At 54.0% G+C, this 20183-nt stretch carries 12 protein-coding genes; 5 read left to right on the top strand and 7 right to left on the bottom strand.

The annotated features are described in order from the left end of the window. Positions 1-18 precede the first annotated feature (18 nt). The 4 genes from JIN85_RS07540 to JIN85_RS07555 all read right to left on the bottom strand — a co-directional run bounded on the left by JIN85_RS07540 (position 19) and on the right by JIN85_RS07555 (position 7066). Positions 19-2595, bottom strand: a complete 2577-nt coding sequence (locus JIN85_RS07540; protein ID WP_200269245.1) for a VIT domain-containing protein — start codon at positions 2593-2595, stop codon at positions 19-21. Further along, the gene (locus JIN85_RS07545) at positions 2592-3023 is read right to left on the bottom strand and encodes a PadR family transcriptional regulator (RefSeq protein ID WP_200269247.1); all 432 of its coding nucleotides are present in this window, start codon (positions 3021-3023) and stop codon (positions 2592-2594) included. Before JIN85_RS07545 ends, JIN85_RS07540 begins: the two co-directional genes overlap by 4 nt. A gap of 162 nt (positions 3024-3185) precedes the next feature. Beyond that, complete coding sequence (locus tag JIN85_RS07550) at positions 3186-3962, bottom strand: 3-keto-disaccharide hydrolase (protein WP_200269249.1); 777 nt, start codon at positions 3960-3962, stop codon at positions 3186-3188. A gap of 35 nt (positions 3963-3997) precedes the next feature. Next, positions 3998-7066, bottom strand: a complete 3069-nt coding sequence (locus JIN85_RS07555; RefSeq protein ID WP_200269251.1) for a DUF7133 domain-containing protein — start codon at positions 7064-7066, stop codon at positions 3998-4000. A 201-nt stretch (positions 7067-7267) separates the two neighbouring features. Between JIN85_RS07555 and JIN85_RS07560 the strand changes: the two genes are divergently transcribed. Then, positions 7268-8032, top strand: coding sequence for a PEP-CTERM sorting domain-containing protein (locus tag JIN85_RS07560; RefSeq protein ID WP_200269253.1), 765 nt, complete (start codon positions 7268-7270; stop codon positions 8030-8032). Positions 8033-8114: 82 nt separating this feature from the next. Here the strand turns inward: JIN85_RS07560 and JIN85_RS07565 are convergent, their stop codons facing one another. Continuing rightward, positions 8115-10586: a LamG domain-containing protein gene (locus tag JIN85_RS07565; protein WP_200269254.1), complete on the bottom strand. Its 2472-nt coding sequence runs from the start codon at positions 10584-10586 to the stop codon at positions 8115-8117. A 225-nt stretch (positions 10587-10811) separates the two neighbouring features. Here JIN85_RS07565 and ggt point away from each other — a divergent pair, with 225 nt between their 5' ends. Both ggt and JIN85_RS07575 read left to right on the top strand, forming a co-directional pair. Continuing rightward, positions 10812-12539, top strand: a complete 1728-nt coding sequence (gene ggt / locus JIN85_RS07570; RefSeq protein WP_200269256.1) for a gamma-glutamyltransferase — start codon at positions 10812-10814, stop codon at positions 12537-12539. Positions 12540-12906: 367 nt separating this feature from the next. Next, positions 12907-14337, top strand: coding sequence for an aminotransferase-like domain-containing protein (locus JIN85_RS07575; protein WP_200269258.1), 1431 nt, complete (start codon positions 12907-12909; stop codon positions 14335-14337). Between the two features lie 3 nt (positions 14338-14340). Here the strand turns inward: JIN85_RS07575 and JIN85_RS07580 are convergent, their stop codons facing one another. Continuing rightward, positions 14341-15717, bottom strand: a complete 1377-nt coding sequence (locus tag JIN85_RS07580) for a Gfo/Idh/MocA family protein (protein WP_200269260.1) — start codon at positions 15715-15717, stop codon at positions 14341-14343. 144 nt (positions 15718-15861) lie between these two features. Beyond that, entirely contained in the window at positions 15862-16533 is a 672-nt protein-coding gene (locus tag JIN85_RS07585) for a PEP-CTERM sorting domain-containing protein (RefSeq protein ID WP_200269262.1), read from the bottom strand. A gap of 485 nt (positions 16534-17018) precedes the next feature. On the opposite strand from JIN85_RS07585, the gene JIN85_RS07590 reads away from it, so the two are divergent. Continuing rightward, positions 17019-18779 (top strand): hypothetical protein, encoded by a 1761-nt coding sequence (locus JIN85_RS07590; protein ID WP_200269264.1) that lies wholly within the window; start codon positions 17019-17021, stop codon positions 18777-18779. A gap of 9 nt (positions 18780-18788) precedes the next feature. Then, a complete protein-coding gene (locus tag JIN85_RS07595) occupies positions 18789-20171 on the top strand; it encodes a hypothetical protein (RefSeq protein ID WP_200269266.1) in 1383 nt (460 codons plus the stop codon). Positions 20172-20183 lie beyond the last annotated feature (12 nt).

Consider the following 20183-nt stretch of genomic DNA (forward strand, 5'->3'; position numbering starts at 1 on the left):
TAGATAAGGTTAGAAGGTTCAGCGTTTCCGGCGCAACAAGCCGGCACCGAGGGTGAGAAAGATCAGAAGCGCAGCCGATGGTTCTGGCACTGTTGGGACATGAGGTGCGGCGCTGGGATCGATCGGTTCCAGGCCGTTTGTCACATATTGCGCCTGTGTTTCGAGAACGACGGCACCGGAGAATGGCGTTACCAATTGATACCGGGCGGCGGTTGCGGTGCGTTGATCGGTCGGCAGCATCATCGCAGGATCTTCCACGGCTTTTGCGGCCCAACATCTGGCAAGCTGATCCCAGACCTGCTTGCCATCGATTTCCTCAGCAGCGGACGCTCTGCGCCACTCCCAATCGAAATGTTGGCCCCCTTGTTCGAGAGTTGTTAGAAATTCTGCAAAATCTTTTTCAGGGCTCCGCAAGGTTGCGCCACGACGCAATGAGCCGGTTCGATAAATCGCTTCCGCGAGGCGATTCGGGCCCGGAACGGCCTGAACTGAATAGATCACCGGCCGCATCAAGCCTCGCTCTAACAACTGAAGCAGGGCTTCCGTTTGCGAAAGCTTGACGGCCTGTGGTCCGTGAACCCAGACAATCGGCAATCCCCCCTGCTCTTTCGCGAGTTGGATCGCCTTTTTCAAAGCTGGCTCGTTGTCGCGACCACCACTGAATCGATAGTCATCAAGTTTTTTCACATCCAACTCCACCGCGTGATCGTCCGCCAGGATGGCGATGACATTCGGGCCAATGGCAGGCTTGAGCCAATTTTTCGATGCGCCGAGTGCAACCGATCCATCAATCACGAGAACCACTTTTGGTGCTCCGGGCACCATGACCCGTTTGGACTCGCGGATCAGGATTCGTTGTTCTGGTCCGGACGCAAATGGATCTTCGCACCAAACCAATTCTTGGGGCGCGGAGGTTTCCATCATCTCCACCGCATAATCGGGGCCGGTGATCGCGGCCTCGTTCAAGGTCACTGCAAGAGATTTTCCCGGTCCATCTGCGGTCGGGCTATAGGTTTTCCCTGCGCCCTTGAGCTGAAAATCGCGATCCGCCTGCAGCCACACCGCATGCTCAACCTGCGGGAGAATACCGAAATTGCGTTCGATCATTTCTGGTAGTTCCCATCGATTTCCATCGAACGGAGCGGTGATGCCGATGCGGATTTTCATGTCACCACCGGCGGGCACGGGAAAACACTGCACCATCACCGTATCAGGCCCTGCCATCGTCACCAAAACCGGATCTCTTTGTTGCACCACGGCGACCTGTTTATACGCGGCCTTCACTTTGGAAACTGTGCTGAAAGCAGCTTCACGCGGCTCATCATTCACCCATAACGTGACTCGTGAAACCCGACCATCACGAGGGAGTTTTACCTGACAGCGTGCTTCTAACGGATTTCGCGAGGTGTTATGAAATACGAGGGTCCATTCGCCATAGCCGATTTCGGAAACTGAGTCCAAATGACCATCAAATCTCGACTCTTTCAAATTCAGATTTTTCAGTCGAATCGCCACGTTGTCGCCACCGATATCCGGATCAAACTCCCACTCCTGATCCATGGTTCGGCTGGAATAGGTTTTGAGGGCTAGATCCGGTGGCTTTACGGAGTTAAAAGGCTTCCCAGTCACTCGGAAAAACACATCGTGATACGTCTCCAGCGGGACCGCGTCAGTTGCGATCATGTCATTGAACATCAATAACGCATACCTCCATCCATCAAACAGCCAGGATTCCAGATCGGTTTGAGCACCACGGCCCGTGTTGCGATAGCAGGAGGTGAGCAGTGTTTTCTCTGAGTGAAAAATCCGCAATCTGGCAATTGCTGATGGATTTGGTTCCCCTGCGCGAATCAGCGAAAGGTTAGCTTTTGTCCACACACCGGGTGCTTCCAAAATCAGAAGTCCGATGAGTATCGTAGCTACTCCAAAATACCAACCTTTACGGAATTGATTCGGTTGATCCGAGTTCGTTCGTTGGCTCCTGCGAATCCTCCAGGAAGCGAAACATGCGAGCAGTGGCGACAGCGAAAGAAATCCCATGCCTAAAAAGATCAAAGCGATCAGGGACAATGGTACCAGTGGCAGAAAGCACACGGCGTAGAACCCGGAAATGATTGCGACCATTCCGGCGATGAGCCCTTTCAGCATTTCATTTCCCTTCGGCGCACCAAACAGGAACCAGGCATTCGCGATCGGAACCAAGGAAACCATTCCCAGATGCCAATAGCTTGGAATCGGATCAAAAAATATGGTGCCACACATGGAAGTGGTCCACTCGATCATGACCGCCGCCAACGGCAAGATCACGGCACTTAACCATAGCATCATCCGCTGGATTCGCTTCAGCCACCCCCTCTGTTTCTTCACAGGTTGCGGAGGCAAAGGACGGTAGCCCGTGTCCATCCGAGCCAAAATCGTTTCCAATTCAAGCAAACCGATTTGCCCTGCCTTCGCACGCTCTGCTTCCTCGTACACATGGCGGCGCAGATCTTCTTTCAAGTCAGCGCCATCTTCCGCATCGAGTCCCTCCCGGACCACGCGCTCCTGAAGGTATTCGGTAAATCGTTGCTCGGCTTGTGGTGTCCAAGTTTTCATGATGAAAGTTTGTCTTTTGAATGATTGAAGCTCGACGAACCGTCGGGATTTGCCGCGGCATCGGACGCTTGTTGAAAGCCACGGACTCCACGGGTCATTTCTTCGAAATAGGCGGCCATTTCTACTGCCAGTGAGCGCCCGGCAGTCGTTGCCCGGTAATACTTTCGGGCGGGCCCCTCACTGGATTCTTCCAGTCTTGTTTCCACCAGACCTTGCTTTCGAAGCCTGGCCAAAAGCGGGTAAATCGAACCCTCCGCCACACCTACTCCCGGCACAGCGACCAGTGCTTTCACCAGCTCGTAGCCATACCACTCCCTCTCTGCCAATGCGTTAAGAATACAGAGATCCAATACGCCCTTGCGCATTTGAATCGTCCAGTTCTCGAACATTTCTCTCGAAAACTCGGAATTGGCCTCCAAGTTACTCATCGCCACCATGTATCTTGCAAAGCAAGGTAGTAGGCAATCAAAAAGGTATTAAACTCGTATTTCAGCCATCCATGATCTTTGGGTCGGCAAAAAACGACCCATTTTTTCCCCGCGGTGAGCAACTACGGCTTTCACCGTAGTAACTCACCAGCTTCCGGCCGATTATTCGTCGAGCTTCTGGATTTCAACCTTACGGAATTCAACGGGATGACTTTCTGATTGGAGGCAGATATAGCCTTCCGAGAGTTGCTTTTCTCCGCTGGCAAGTTTGATCAATTCGACTGAATGAGCATCGCGTTCATCGAGTTGTGGCTGCGTGTAATGGATCACTTCCTTTCCATTCACGATGTGTTTCACCAATTTGTTCCCGTGAACTTCGACTTCCATGGTTACCCAGGTTTCGCCGTGATAAGTTTCCGAAGTTGAGTTGAAGCAATGGTCCAGCTTCAACTCGCCATTCATCACCACATTGGTCCCTGGCGTGCACAAGTTACCCGTTGGTCGGGTGCCTTGGCCTGTGCCGCCTAACAACTGGACCTCGATCGAGCTCGGAAACTCCTGATCCAATTCCATGGTCTCCGGGGATTCACTATGAATCATGATGCCGCTATTGCGCAGCGCCCATCCTGCTCCGCCTTTCAATTGTTCGCCGACGAATCGATATTCGACCCGCAAGCGATAGTTCGAGAATTTCTCCTTATAGAAAAGGTGGCCGTAGTGATCCCCCCATTCGGCATACTCCGAATAGTCGACTTTCAGAACACCGTCCTCAACACGAAAGGTATTCTTGTAGTTGTCACCCGCTTTAAAGCCCCGAATTTTAGGCGTCCATCCGGTGAGATCCTTGCCATTGAATAACTGAACCCATGGAGCGTCTTCAGCATGACTAAACGTGGCTGCGGCGAGCAGGAGAGAGAGAACTGTGGCGGTGCGTTTCATTTCGGTAGTGGATCAATTGATAGAGAAAAAAATCATTAGCCGCCCTTTTGTGTGAGCGAAGAAAGGTATTCGATGAGGTTGGCAAACTCATCGAGCGTCAGTTGGTTCGCAAGCCCTTGCGGCATCATGGAAGTCGTCAGCTCCGACTGTTCGCGGACATCAGATCGTTTGATTTGGCTCGATTGACCGGTAAGATCCCGCAGGCTGATCACTCCATCCGCTTCGCCGGTGATGAAGCCCATTTGAGTGCTTCCGTCCTTCATGTTGAAGACCACCGTGCGAAATCCCTGAGCCACGACTTTGCCCGGATCAAGGATCGATTCGATCAAATAATCACGAGTGAATTTGGAGCCCGCAGCTCCGAGGTACGGCCCCTTTTGAGCTTCTTCCATGCTCGTGGCGTGGCAGGCAATACAGCCTTGAGCGGTGAAAAGCCGCTTGCCCTCCGCTGCGTCACCGTGGTGCTCCAAAGCGAATTTTTCGACCTCCCCAGCCGGCAAATCGCCGACCTTGCCACCACTCGCAACCTTCGCATTTCCAGAAACTTGAGCAGCCCGCGCAGCTTCGATCAATTGATGGTTGTCGCTCTTCAAACCAGCTTCGATTTGTGGCCCGAAGCCGACCAATCCCAACTCTGCAATGGCATGGAAAAACCCGATCTCTTTCGGATTCGAATCGATCGCTTTCTGGACTTTCTGTTTCGCATCCTGCTTGGACAGGGGACTCTTCAAGACCGTGAGCAGCGCCTTCCAAGCCAGGGTGCTTTCGCGGTCCTGAGAACCTGCAGCCAACTCTTTCAACACATCCACTTCACCAAAACGTTGGGTATCGTTGATGAAATCCGAAACGGCATCTCGAGCAGATTGTGGCGCATCTTTTTGTTCCGACCAATGAGCCAGTACGATGAGTTTCGTAGGTAAAACAAGATGATCTGGGCCGCGTTCCATCGCCCGGTAGAGTTCCAGCTTTTTCGCCCAATCCAGTTTGGGATTGAGTGCCGCATCCTTGAGCATCCCGAGCTGGGATTCATCCAATCTTGGCGCTGCCAGAGCGATGACCAAGGGATCCACTTCGCCTAGATTCAAATCAGAAATCTTGATCCGGTTTTTAGACAGATTCTGCATCGCCTCATTCTGCAACGAAATTGGCAAAGCTCCGAAATTCTGTTCGATCGCGGTCTTGATCTTTGCCGTCGCCGACCACTCAACCGGTTCATAATACGGCCCGCGGTCATCTGGCCGGGTGCTCCACCAGGATTCCAGATCCCAAGGTTTTTCCTGATGGTAAAGGCGCGCCAGGCAATTGATGAGCTCCAGTCGAACCTGGTTATCCGTGGTGTTTTTCAGCTTCAGGATCAACCCATCCACGGCGGTTTCTCCACCGATCTCTTGCAAAGCGCGCAGAGCAATTTCTCGTTGGGAGTTGATATCTATCGCGGCAAGACAGGCATCGACGTTCCCGATTTGAACCAGTGCTTTGATACCGGTGTGGACCAAACGCTGCACGCCATCATCCTCAACTCCATCAGTTGCCCAGCGTGCAGTCGCCGTCAGGAGGGGAGTCGCAAATTCCTTTGATCGCGCCTGCGGAAACCGAGCCAGCCCGATGGCTGCCTGCAATCGCACACGTGGCGCTGCATCGTCCAGCGCTGCGGCAAAAAGCTCGATGGGTGCATTCTCAAGTTCTGACTTCCGATCTGCCAGCGCGCGCAAGGCGAACTCCCGGATGGTCGCATCATGACTTAGGTCAACCAGCCCAGCCGCGCTTTCTGCACCTAACAATTGCTTGTAGGTAAACACTGCTGCCACGCGACCATAGAGCGGTAAATCCTGGTTTTTACAGATCGTGTAAACCGCCGAAGCGATCGATTTTTTGGAGCCGCGCTGGAGAATTTCACGCTGTGCTTCCATGCGCTGCACTCCACTGCGTGAAGCCAGCAATTTGACCAGTTCACCGTCATCGACCTTCGTCACATCCTGGTAACTGGCAGGAGTTTCTCCCGGTGCGGTGACCTGCTGGATCATTCCAATTTTTGCATCCGGCCCGGCAAAATCAAAACCACCATTTCGCCAGTCCGCGAGATACAGGTGTGAAAATCCATCCACATCGATATCGAGCGCCCGTGGGAGCGTTTGAAAAACTTCCTGCTTTGCGACAAAGGTGGCACCATCTGGTGTCATCGGATGATCGTAGACATTCCCTGTCGTCCAATCACACGTGTAGACCCGATCCCCAAAGGTTCCCGGAAATCCGGGTTCGTGCAGGTATAGGCCGCCCGTTCCTGAGCCACCACCGTAGTCATCAAGGGATCGTGCAGCTTCGTCGGCAAAGTTTTTATAGAGCCGTGGGTAACCGAAGTTCGCCAGTTCCGTGAAATGATGAAAGCGGGTATTCCATCCCTTGCCATCATTCGTATTGTCGCGCGAAAACAAATCGAGATAGGGAGAAATCGCGAGGTCGTAGAGGTTCCGCGTCATCGAAGCATAAATCTCCAATTCCGATCCATCCGGGCGGATTCTCGCAACCCCGCCACCTTGCAAGGTGACGTGTTTCCCATCGGCCCCGACCGCATCCGGCATGCCGAAATCCCCAACCGCAACGTAGAGCCAGCCATCGATTCCCATGCGCACTCCGTTGGTGGTATGGTCCGCCCCGCGTGGATGCTCAATTCCCCAACCGAAACCTTTCACCAGCTGCTTTTCCTGATCAGCAACCCCATCGCCATCGGTGTCGCGGTAACTCGTCAGATAGGGTGGGTGAATCAGATAAAGCGTGCCATGGACAAAATGCCCGCCACGAGGGCTATTCACACTTGGCACGAAATCCTTGAACGCATCCGCTTTCCCATCGCCGTCTGTGTCCTTCGCAACGAGCACTTTGCCAAAGCTCTCGCGGTGGCCCAATGATCCGTTTTTATCCGATGAGATATAAAGGTCGCCATTCGCAGCGGCACTCACCCCGGTCGGATACTCAACATTCGGAGGGCCGGCGAATTCGTGGATTTCGAATCCTTCCGGCACGGCATCCACGCAAGAAATGCCCATGCCTACAGTGGCTGCGCCAATCGATAAAAAGGATGAGGTCGTAGGGAATTTGGATTTCATGGGTTCGATTCGAGCCCGCGCGTTTCCGCACGCACAGGCCATCCCGGGTATACCCGGCAGGCAAGCTTGTCCTTACATGTCTCGAACGATTGATCTCATTCTACCCAAACGGGGGTGGATTTTTCCCAACTGCCGTTCCGTCATGGTTTTCCAGATCTATGTATTGACGAAGATCGGTTTTGTATACAAAACAACATCGGTATGAAAACCCATTTATCCAATCTCAAAACGCTGCTTCCTGTTTCTGCTGCTGCCTGGATCGGCTTGGCATCCACTGTTGCAGCATCGACCTATTACGTCGATCTCGGCCCGAACAACGGCTTGGACGGCACAACCACTCCTGCCTCTGGCGGGAATCAGTGGAACAACCTCACCAGTGGTTCTAACACCACACTTCTCACTGACTATTCGGTGAGCAACCTCATCGATTCGACGGGGAATAGCAGCTCCATCAGCATCAGCGCCACAGGAGTGCGGGCCAACGGCTATCGAAATGGGGGCTTGTTGACACCGGATTCAGCACTGCTTGGAGAATTCGCCTACTCGACTGCCACCGGGGACTACTTCTTCAGCGAGTTCAGCACCATGACTCTTACGATCAGCGGCCTGACCTTGGGTGCCACTTACGATCTGACCTTGTTTGCGACGAGAACCACCGATGGCGATCGTAACACCCTCTACACCGTGACCGATGATTCCGGCTCTTCGAGCCTTGTTCTGCAAACCTCCGGAACCGGTGCCGGAAATGCTGCTAACCCGACCGGCAACAACGATGATTTCGCGATCTTCACGGGCCTGACCCCGAATGCCTCCGGAGAAATTACCCTGACAGTGACGGGTAACGAAGGAACGCAATATGGCTATCTGGGCGCGATGTCGATCAACGAGACCATTCCAGAGCCAAGTAGCATCGGCCTGGCAGTTCTTGGCGGATTGCTCGCCTTCGGCCGCCGCCGCCGGGCATAATCGCTGATTTTCCTATCACGAAAACGGCCCTTGGGAGCAATTTCCCAAGGGCCGTTTTTAGTGGAAATCAACGCCAAGCCGTTCAATCGGCCTCGCGGACTCGATAGAAATGACGAGGTCCGTCATTTGGCTGATAGGGTGAGACAGCGGCATTTCCGTCCACCGTCACGTCCTGCCAATCGACGAGGTTATCTGATTCCTGCAGCACGCCACCTTCCCAAGTCAGAGTGATCACTCCATCAGGGCGTGTGATCTGGATGTTCATGTCGGCTAGCACCGCCGCATAATGAGCGTCGATTTGCTCCTCCGTGAGTGCCTTGTTGAAGATCGCGGCACCGAGAATGCCACCGCTGAAGATCCGTGCTGCGCTATCTGGAACATCCGGATATCCAGTCGCGGTTTGCCAGCGGCCCCTTGCACCGACTGCCCAGTTGGCGGTATCCACCAATCCCGGACCGGTTGCGTCCTCAGCTTCGGCAACGTTTACCCCGTTCCGATAAAGCGTCCATTTGCTGCCATCCCAGGTTCCGGCCAAATGGACCCATGCATCACCAGTCAGATCTTCTTCCGGCACGGTGTAGACCGCTTTGCCGCCGTTGGCGCCGACCTGATACTCTCCATTTTCGATTCGGAGGAAAACTTCCGATCCGTCCTGGGCCAAGCCGTGCCCGATGATGTTGTTCGAATAATTCACCTGCTCAGAAGCCGGTTGCACCCAGGCTTCGAGAGTGATTGGCCCCGTGAAATTGAGACCCGTCGGGTTGTTCATTTCCACGTAGGTGTAGTAACCGTCAAACACGTTGCCGTAATCACCCGAAGCAAATCCGCCATTCGATGGGGCGGGGGTAGTGGCCGGGGCGTTGACGACGGTCGCGTTTGCCGCAGTACCCAAGGTGCCGAGGTTGTCCTGGACGCTAACTGCCGCTTCATCCAAACGATAGTAGCCCACCGGACCGTCTGACAGGATCAGATCCTCATAAGGAACCGATCGGTTGGCGTCCACACCGTTGGCATAATGCGCCTCAACTTGAGCGGCTGTGAGGACTTTATCGTAGTAACCGACTTCATCGACATCGCCTTCAAAGCCGTTTTCCCAGCCATTTGGAAACCCGCCGATGCTGGCCTGAATCAAGGTCGAATCCGCAATCGTGTTCGGGTTGTAGGTACCGTTCACATTCTTGGTGGCGACCTGTTGGCCATTCAAATAGCAAATCGCCTTGCTGCCATCGAAGGTGACGACCACGTGCTGCCATTCGCCAATCACGTATGGACCGAATTCAACATCGATCGCCGTCTTGGTCCCGCTTGCCAGGTCGTTGTAGCAGCGGAAGTTCCATCCAGTCGACGGACTGCGTTGCCAAATCACCCAACCGCTGCGTACCCCGTCTGAGGGATTGTAATTGTAGAGAGGACATTGGGCATTGCTATTTCCGGTAATGGTCGGGCGAATCCAGGCCTCAACCGAAAACACCGAAGTGTTCAGCTCTTCGCGAAACGGAAGAACCGTCGGATATGATCCATCGGAACTGGTCTTTGAAATCAGGTGATAACCGGCAGCGGTGTCCTCGCTTCCGGCAAGCGCACCTGCCACTTGATGCTCCAGTCCTGGGAAATGCACACCATTGGCATCCGATCCCACAGAGCCGAGGTTGTTTGCAATCGAGCGGGTAGGGGAGTAGCCCGATTGGCGCAAATAGAGAGCAGGCCCACTTTCCTCCACTTTTTCCGGATACGACTCGGTCGGAGCCTCGCTGCTGCCGATCGTGTAGTGTGATGAGATATCGGTCGCGGAAAGGGCTTCCGGATAAAAAGCAATCTCATCCAGAGCACCTGCAAAGGTATTTGAGCTGCCATCCGGTGCACCACCGAGGCTGAACGCGCTGCTTTCAACCGCCTTGTAGGACACGCCAGTCGCCGTATCCATCTGGGTGCCATTGACATAAAGCGTCGCGGTTTGCGTGTCCGCTTGCCAAGTCACCGTAATGTGGTTCCAGAAAAAGAGATTGGTCCCGCTGGAGAGAGTCGCGGTCGGCGAGCTGCTCGTTCCGTCATACATTTTGAACTCAATGTTCCCGGCATTATCCGCGCCTTGGAAAAAGGCCCAACCTTGATAATTCCCGCCATCGGCTTCTTCCCGGTTAAACACCGGACTTGCGTCGGTCGGGCTGTCGTTCACCAACTTCTCCACCCAGAATTCGATCGTGAAGGATTCACTGGCGGCTGGATTCAAGGCCGCAGAATAGGGGACCACCGTGCGGGCAGCAGACTCATAATAAACCGCCGTATTTGACGAGGTTCCCGGCAGTGCTCCGGTAAAACCGTAGAGCACCGATTGGTGAACTCCATCAGGCGCTAAAACTTCCGCTGTTCCCCGGTTTGGAGCCACCGACTCAGTCGGCGGCACAACCCCCAAAGGCAGATAAAATAACGGTTCGTCCGCCAATACGGAGGACTCATACCCGGCGGCAAGCGCCGGGCCACTAGACATCATCAGACCGAACATCGCCACAGCGGTGCCCGGCAATCGATTCGTATGGGTTTTACTCGAATGCATGAAGCATTCCTGCATGCGGATTTGAGCAACCTCAACGCAAATTGTGTGACGGGCTCGCCCCGATTTTATAATGGCATAAGCTACCCTTCAACATGCGCAAACCATTTACTCTCTGGACCCCGCCTAGCTTTACTCATCCAATCCACTACACGGTAGATCGATTGGCCCGCTCACTGCTCGACCGGACTGATGCCGCCACTTTCCTCCCAAAAACTTGAAAAACACGTGCCAATTCGAATCAGCAATGCTTTTGGAGCGACCCTTGCTAGTCTCTGGCTGCTCGCAGGGAGCTCGCACGCCCAAGTGGATCGCTTAACTGGAAAACCCTTCGCCACCCGTTCCGAAATCGTCGCCAGCGGCGGCATGGTTGCGACCAGCCAGCCACTCGCCACTCAGGTTGGCCTCAAAATCCTGCAAGACGGCGGTTCCGCCATGGATGCCGCCATCGCTGCAAACGCAGCACTCGGGCTGATGGAGCCCGTCAGCTGCGGCATCGGCGGCGATTTGTTTGCCATCGTCTGGGACGCGGAAACTCAAAAACTCTACGGGCTCAACGGCAGCGGTCGCTCACCCATGGGGCTCAGTTTCGACGCCCTGAAACAGGAACTGGCAGCACAAAATCTAGAAGCCCTACCGCCCTACGGCATGCTTTCGATTTCGGTTCCTGGCGCAGTCGATGGCTGGTTCACCCTGCACGAGAAATTTGGCAAATTGCCGATGGAGGAAGTTCTGGCCCCGGCGATCTACTACGCGAAAGACGGATTCCCGGTCAGTGAATTGATTGCCTACTACTGGGACAAATCTGTCCCGGTTTTGCAGGACCAGCCCGGCGCGTTTCGGGAAACCTTCACACTGAATGGCCATGCTCCGCGTAGTGGCGAAATTTTCCGCAATCCAGACCTTGCCCGCACCTACGAACGCATCGCCCAAGGCGGAGCGGAGGTTTTCTATCGGGGTGAAATCGCGGATGAAATCGACGCCTTTTTCCAGGCGAATGGCGGCTATCTGCGCAGGGCCGACTTTGCCGCCCATCACTCGGAATGGGTCGATCCAGTTTCGGTGAACTACCGCGGCTACGACGTCTTTGAATTGCCGCCAAACGGGCAGGGAATGGCCGCGCTGCAAATGCTCAAGATTCTGGAAAGGCACGAATTAGCAGCACTCGGATACAACACGCCCGAGTTTCTACACCTCATGATTGAGGCCAAGAAACTGGTCTACGAAGATCGGGCAAAATTCTATGCCGACCCGGATTTTACCGCAGCACCGATCGATTTCCTGCTGTCCGACGAGTATGCCGCGCAACGCGATGCTCTCATCGATCCACTGCGGGCCGCAAAACGCATCGATGCGGGGAAACCGCTGCGCAGCGGTGACACGATTTACCTGACGACTGCGGATTCCAAGGGCAACATGGTTTCGCTGATCCAGAGCAATTTCCGTGGAATGGGCTCCGGCGTTGTCGTTCCCGGGCTTGGCTTCGGCTTTCAGGATCGCGGCCAGCTTTTTTCGCTGATCCCCGGGCACGCGAATGTCTACGCGCCCGGCAAGCGACCATTTCACACGATCATTCCCGGATTCGTCACCAAAGATGGCAAACCGTGGCTCAGTTTCGGCGTGATGGGCGGCGGCATGCAACCGCAAGGCCATGTGCAGATCCTGGTGAACCTGATCGATTTCCACATGAACGTTCAGGAAGCCGGGGATGCCGCACGCTGGCAGCACTTCGGCTCATCCGAACCGACTGGCGAAACGATGACCGATGGTGGCTACGTCGAGCTTGAAACCGGAATCCCTTGGGAAACCGTTCGCGGCCTGAAACAGCGCGGGCACGACATTCGCATCGGCAATGGCGCCTTTGGTGGCTACCAAGGCATCCTGCGCGACCCCGAAAACGGAGTCTATCACGGTGCCTCGGAAAGCCGCAAAGATGGCCAGGCTGCCGGATTTTGACAACCTGGTCCGCTTCAGTCCGCCGCAGCTCAGCGTTTTTCCTTCCGGGAGGACCGGGTCATCCAGCCAGCAGTCAGCTCACAGCTGAACGGAGTCGACATATAAAACTGCCAGGCAGCTTTCAATTTAGCGAGGAGTGGGAAGTTCAAATTCCCACGGGTTGTGACGCGACCGGTTGGCGCCACGGGATTTGATGGACAAGTTGCTTTCATGACGAACCAACCTCGCATCATTTCCGGCACCATAACAGATACAGAATAAATAACAGTTATGCAGTACAGAGCTATTTTCTAAATCTGTACTGGTGTCGCAACATCAAATCTGTAACTATTTGGTTTCGTGAGGTTCAAATAATCTCTCCATGTTCATGACCGCACCGCTTTATCAAGATCTCGCGCAACGGCTTTCAACGCTGATCGGTTCCGGCACCTTTCCTGCCGGATCGCGAATGCCCTCGGTACGGCGTATGAGTCGCGATCAACGGGTCAGTGTGACTACGGTTTTGGAAGCGTATGGCCGGCTGGAAGATCAGGGGTTGATCGAAAGCCGTCCACGCTCCGGTTACTACGTCCGACCGCCACGAATCTCCAGTGGTGAACTGCCGCGCGCCGCCCGTCATGTGGCAAAGCCGGTAGAAGTGGAATATCGCCAAATTTTTGAAGCCGTGATGGATGCGACTTCCAACCCGGATGTCGTTCCTTTCGGGGCATCCATCCCGGGCGATGACATCATTCCAAGTGCAAGACTGGCATCGATCACCAATGGAATTTTACGCCGCCACGGCGCAGCGGCATTTCGTTACACGATGTCACCAGGCCGCAATGAACTGCGCGCCTCAGTTTCCCGCCGATTGCTTTCCGCAGGCGTGAAAATTGGCGCGGGAAAAATTCTAACAACTCAAGGCGCAACCGAAGCCATTGCCCTGTCATTAATGGCAACCACCAAGCCAGGGGACTTGGTCGCCGTCGAATCGCCAACCTATTTCGGCATTTTGCAAATGCTCAACGACATGGGCTTGCAAGCGTTGGAAGTCCCAGTGGATGCCCGCAACGGATTCGATCTGGAAACCTTCAAAAATCTCCTTGAGCGATTTCCTGTTACGGCATGCATCGTACAACCCAGTTACCAGAATCCAGTCGGCTCCTGCATGTCGGATCAAGCGAAGGCCGAGCTGGTTCAATTGGCGATCCAACACGATTTCGTCCTGATCGAGGACGATCTTCATGGGGAAATCTGCCACCACGGCGTGCGCCCGCTGCCGCTCGCTCATTTCGATCAGGATCATCGGGTGATCCACTGCGGTGCCGTTTCGAAAATCCTCGCTCCGGGTTTGCGTGTCGGCTGGGTTGCCAATGAGAAATACTATCAACGCCTACGCCGGCTGAAATCCGTCTACTACATGGCTAGTGGAACGATTTCTGAATTGGTAGTGGCGGAGTTTTTCGACGTCGGCGGATATGATCGACATTTGCGGCGCATCCGCACCCTGTATGTGCAGCGCTGCACGCAAATCCGCGACGCAGTGCTGGAAGCATTTCCGGAAGGAACACGGGTGAATCTTCCTTCAGGTGGCTTTGTCCTTTGGGTGGAGATGCCACGCCAATTTGACTCTGAAGCGTTCGCCGTGCGTGCATTCGCCGCAGGGATCAGTCTGGTGCCAGGCACCGTATTCACGCCAACAGGACGAATGCGCAACTGCTTCCGGCTCAGCTGCGGATCCGCGTTTGACGAACGTTCCGCCAAAGCCATCAAGACCTTGGCGAAACTGGCAAAGCAATGCCTGGATGAAGCCGGTTAGAAATCACCACCCGGAGCGATTTTCCCGCTTCACGAATTGCGCGGCTTGCGGGCAGTTCGGCGATTTCATGTTCGGGCCATCCCAATCCATCTTCACTCCTTCGCCAACGCGCAGGGCAATGCAGCCGAGAAGAATGATTTCTGTTAGATATGCCGAAATCTCGAAATTCGAATACGCCGGGGTTCCGTCTTTCATCATCGCAAACCACTCCTGATCGTGTCCCGGCGAACGCGGGATCGTCACCGGCACCGGCTTCGCAGCAGGATGATCATCGCCAGCAATGAATTTCTCGTCACCCTTGAGCTTGATGAAGAACTTCGATCCATAATCGTCTGGAGAAAAGACAGATCCCTCATCGCCAACGACTAAACAGCCACTGGGAGGTAACGAACCATTCATTTCCACCACTTCACGAACGATATCAGGATAAGGCCTCAGCGGTTTGAAGTCCGATCCGGGAGCTCCATCATACCACCAGAACTTCAACGGAGGTAAGCCATCGCGTTCTGGAAACTCGAATCGGATGCGTGAGCTCAGCGGATAGGTTTCGGGATAAATTCGCGAAGCCATCTCGCATTCCACCGCACTCGGATAGCCAAGTTTCAGGGCACGAAATGGCATATTGACCGTGTGGCATGCCATGTCACCGAGGGCGCCAGTTCCGAAATCATTCCAGCCACGCCATTTGAAATCGTGGTAGACGCCATCCAAATACGGGCGCTGGCCAGCTGGCCCGAGCCAAAGATCCCAGTTCAGGTAATCCGGCACTGGATTCGAACCGGCAGGACGCGCCATTCCTTGCGGCCATACCGGGCGATTGCTCCAAACGTGCAGCTCGCGCGGCGCCCCGATCACTCCAGCTTGAATGACTTCGACCGCACGGCGCAGACCATCCGCCGCGCTGCCCTGATTGCCCATCTGAGTGGCGAGTTTCTTCTCGGTGGCAAGCCGTCTCAGCTCGCGAGCTTCGAACACCGTCTGGGTCAGCGGTTTTTGGCAATACACATGCTTGCCAAGATTCATCGCCGTCGAGGTCGCAATGCCGTGCAAGTGGTCCGGCGTGGAAATCGTTACCGCGTCGATGCTCGAGCCCATGTCCCGCAACATCTGGCGGAAATCGACGAACTTTTTCGCATCCGGAAATTTCTCTGCCTTCTTGTTCAGGTTGCGCGCATCCACATCGCACAAGCCAACGATCTGGCCACCACAAGCGGCGGCGTTATCCACGTCGCTTGAGCCCTTGCCGCCGACGCCGATGCAGGCAACTTGGATTTTGCTGTTAAGGTTTTGTCCGCGAACAAAGGCCGGGAACCCTAAAAAGGCACCGCCTGCGGCGATAGTCGTTTTTTGCAAAAAGTGGCGACGGTTCAGAGAGGTCATGGGTTTTACGATTAGATTCCAATCATGGCGAATTGCCACAACCTCTGAATACCCAAACCAATTCCGCGTTCTTTCGAGAAAGATTGAGTGATCCAGATGAATTCTGGATCACTCATTAAAAATCTCAGCGGAAAGAGATCACACTCAAGCTCGCCTTTTCCTGCGTAGAACTAAAGCCATCGAACTCAAACCTAGAACGAGTGGAACTGAAGGCTCAGGAACAGCACCTACCACAATTGAAACTCCGGGCTCAGATTCATACGCCCAACCTAGAATCGTGTATTCCGTATCTGTGATCAATATCTCCATCCAACCATACTGGACAGGAGCTAGTGACACCGAACCAGAACCTGTGTCTTGCTGTAGAGTGAATGCAACGTAAAAACTGGTACCTAGAGTGAAATCGTTTTCATTAATCGGAATATCGCTGTTGTACCAACTTCCAAAATCGGTAGTGCTACCAATCGTGATTCCTTCATCAAAAACGACCACATTGTCGTTCGGAGGACTCGAAACATAAGTAGCAAAACTGATATAATTCCTAGTGCTTTGTTGCTGCCACAAAAATGCTTCTACGCTATCAAACGAAAATCCGAAACTTTGGTCTGCAGCAGGCTCAACAGTCGTTGGCGGATAAATTACGCTGTCTGGTGTGGCTTCACCAGTCGTAATGTCAAAGTCATTCTTGATTTCAGGCCCAGAGGATGAATTGTATGGGAGGGTATTATCCGATGTCGGAACGACATAAATGATGGCTGCACTTGCAACGCAAGGAACTAAGCTACAGAGGGAAAGTAGGGTGGCAAATCGCTTCATGATGGAAATTTGAAAGATGATCTTAGTTAAATTCGCTTTTGATGCACAGTCTGCTATGCGTATTGGAACAACTTGTCAATTCACATCTGATATTTTATCACTTGCTGCAATTCAACACGGAGGACTTTTTCCTAACAGAATTCAGATATTTCACGAATAAGATTTTTGGCATCTTGCTGGCCAGGAGTGATTGGAAGGAGATGTGATCCAAATCACTTTGCAAGTTATTCCGCTGCTCCTAACTAGCGCGTTCTGCGGAATTTCTGGTGAATTTTTGTTCAAACCAAATACTTGAAATCCTCAAAAAACTCCACTGCGGCAAGAAGCGCTATTTTGCAAATAGTTGCGGCAGTTATGAGGGGCATGTGTTTTGTGATTAGACTCCAAGTTTAGAAAATTGCCACAATCCCCGAATATTCAACCTTCGTCTTCAGTCTATAGATAAATAATAAGTAATCGGATCTCGTACCCTCACCACTGGCAAAATGCGAAAAATCGATTCATTTCTGAAAAAACGTCTTTGGATTTGCGGTGTTGCCGGGGTCTTGTTAGGTGTTGCAGCCCGACAGCTCATTCCGGAACGAGCTGAATTCTCAGCGGAAATCGGAAAACCGGCGGAAGGGAATGCAAGGCGGCATTTGCGTGCCGAAAGAAATTCAAGCCGGGGTGAGCTGCACGCGGGTTCTGGAACTCGGCGACTGCAAGAAATCGTGGAAGCGGATGCGGGGGAATGCGAGCGAGTGGTGGTCGAGATTTTGCAAGCACACGATCCAAGCCGTCACATCGAATTGGAGACGGCATTCCGCCGATGGATGAGTTTTGAAAAACCACTCGTTGTACTTGAGCGGGTCAAGGAGTTGGCCGGGCCGCCGCCAAATCCGAATCACACCGATCCTGAGTTGCTGATTCCGGATTGGGCAGATTCGTTTTTCCAGGCATGGGCGGCGACAAATTACACGGAAGCAATCGCCAGTTCGGAGGAGATCAAGATGTTTCGAAAAGTCCGGCTGTCGGCAGTGGTGGAGTACCGTGATCCGCAGATTTGGTCGTATTTTGAGAAAGGGAATATCAGTTTGAACCTCACCGACACCAGTCAGTCCGCGCTGTTCCAACTGGGATATGAACGGCCGGATTTGTTGAACAGTTTGGTGGTGAGTGATATTTCGCCGGATGTGTGCAAGGGCCTTGTGGCGGCACTCGCTGGCGGATGGGCCGCAGCCGATCCAGTGGCGGCAAACGCGTGGGTTCGTTCGCTACAACTCACCGAAAGTCAACGACAACAAGCAATCCACGCTGTGATCGACCAGTGGATCAAGATCGATCCAGATGCCGCTGGAGAATCACTACAAGACGGCGATGTGAGCGGAACCGATCCGACAGCGAGCCTCCTCAAGAATCGCGACCGAAATCAGCTTCGCCTCGCTGCAGCAGCCGATCCGTTCATTGATGTGAAAGGGCTCTATAGAAAATTGAGTGGTGATCATGTGGATGGAGAGCCGATTCAACAGAATTGGCCGGCAATTGAAGCGGATGGCTGGTACACACCAGACCCAGCGACATCAGCTCGGGAAGCCGAAGCATTGCCGCCCGGCGAGATTCGTGATTTCCTGCTGCGATCCATTGCCGATATTTGGGTCGCAAGCGATCCAGATGCCGCATTGGAATTTGCCCAGCGGAACGGGATCGAGTCCCAACATTTGAAGGAATCCATCTCGGATGAAACGATGGAGCAGATGATTTCTGATCCAGCTGCTGCATTCGCCGGGCAAGCAGCCTCCGTGGCGATCCACCCTGGCTCCAAGGCAGATCCTTACCAAATCGAACTTCTTACCTGGGCACGCATTGATCCCGCATCGGCTGCAAAATTGGCACTGGAAGAGTCCATGAACTCAGAAAACGGGACAACCCTGGCAGCGAGTGAATTCAGCAACATCGTCGGCTTCTCCTGGGCAAAACATGATGCGGGATCGGCGATTGAGTGGATGGAAACGCTGCCAGACGCGGAGAGCCGTGCAAAGGCTTGGGGATCCATTCGGAGTTATGCGGCAGCATACGATCCCGAATTGGTGTTCGATACATCCTTGCGGAATTTTGATGGCGAAGAAAGAGAGCGATTGTTGCGCTCAAGCTTGAGTGACATGCGAAAATCCATCGGAAAACCAGCGGCATTGGCTCAACTGGAAACGGCAAATTTATCGGAAAAAGAACGCCAAGCGTTGCGTCAATACCTGCAGGGATCTGAATAAATCACGACCATGGCCACCACGAAATCATCTCAAGCAGCCATCGCCATCGGCATTACTGGGTTCGCGCTCGGCTTGCTTCTACCCTCGGCTTTCAAGCCTATCGTGGGTTCTCAACAATCCGCTCAACGCGATGGAAAATCGACTCGGATGACCTCCAGTCGCGGAGAGCGCGCGAATCGCCCGTGGCTGGATTCATCGATGACGAAGGATCGGCAATTGGCAGCATTTATCGATCGCGCAGCCCATCTCAGGCCGCATGAATGGCCATCATTTTTCCTCGCGCATGCAGGATCGGCCGAATGGAGTCCTTTGGCCGCTCAACTGTGGGCGGACAACGATCCAGCTGGGTTCTGGAATTTCCTGCGTGAATCCGACGATTTAGTCGCGCTGCATCGTTGGGCACCGGATTTGCTAACCACTTGGGCAAAGCAGGATCCGGATGCGGCGATGGGCGCGGTGGTGGCGATCACCGATAAGGAAACCGGAGATGCTTTTCGGCGTGTGGTGATCGATCGTGCATTGGAAGAAAATCTGGAGAAAGGCCTGGAGTTGGTGCGGCGGGCGGGCGATTTCAATCGCTTTTCCTGGAGCTCTCAACCTTGGATCGAGAAGGATCCGGAAGCGGCGGCTCGCGGCTTGGCCAAGTTGGAAATGAAAAGCGAATATGGCCAGTTTCTGACTAGAGCGACTCAAGCCTGGGCCGCCGTTGATCCCCAAAAAGCGCTGGATTGGATGGTCCATGAAAGCCCGCATGACCGATTAAGGTTTTCGATCGGCGTGCTCGACTGGATGACCAGTGGTTTCCAAGCCGCTGCCAAGGTTGACCCACAAGCGGCGAAGCAGGCCGCGCTTTCGTTTGAAGACCCGGACGAGCGGGATCGGGCTTTAGCGGGTGTGATCTCCAGCGGGGCGATCCCAGCCAGTGTAATCCCGGAACTGTTGGCTGGATGCAGCCCCTATGCGCAATCGCAAGCGATCCGGGACGTGATTGCCCATTTGCCCCAGAACACCCCCGATGATCTGGACGCGGCCGTGATGGTTCTCTCCCAAGGACCGAAGAGCGAGAAGACACTGGATACCATGGCGTCCCTTGCGAGCCGGTATGCAAAAGTTGACCCTTCGGGAAGTTGGGAATGGGCTGCCTCGCTGCCTGATCCAGCATTGCGCCGGGCCGCCAATGAATCGTTTGCGGATGCTTTACAGCAGTCTCCCAAAGTTCTGGCTGACAAAGCGGCAACGCTACCGGCAACAGAGCTGTCCTACAAGTTTTTCCAGAACATCCTGGGACACATTCAAGAAGACCAACGTAGGGCCTGGATCAACCAACTGCCAAACGACCGCGCGGATTGGGCGCGGGAGGCATTGGAACAAATGAAGCCAAGCTCGCCCTGATTCATTTCTGAT

It is taken from the genome of Luteolibacter pohnpeiensis, from assembly GCF_016595435.1.
GTDB classification, from domain to species: Bacteria; Verrucomicrobiota; Verrucomicrobiia; order Verrucomicrobiales; family Akkermansiaceae; genus Luteolibacter; species Luteolibacter pohnpeiensis.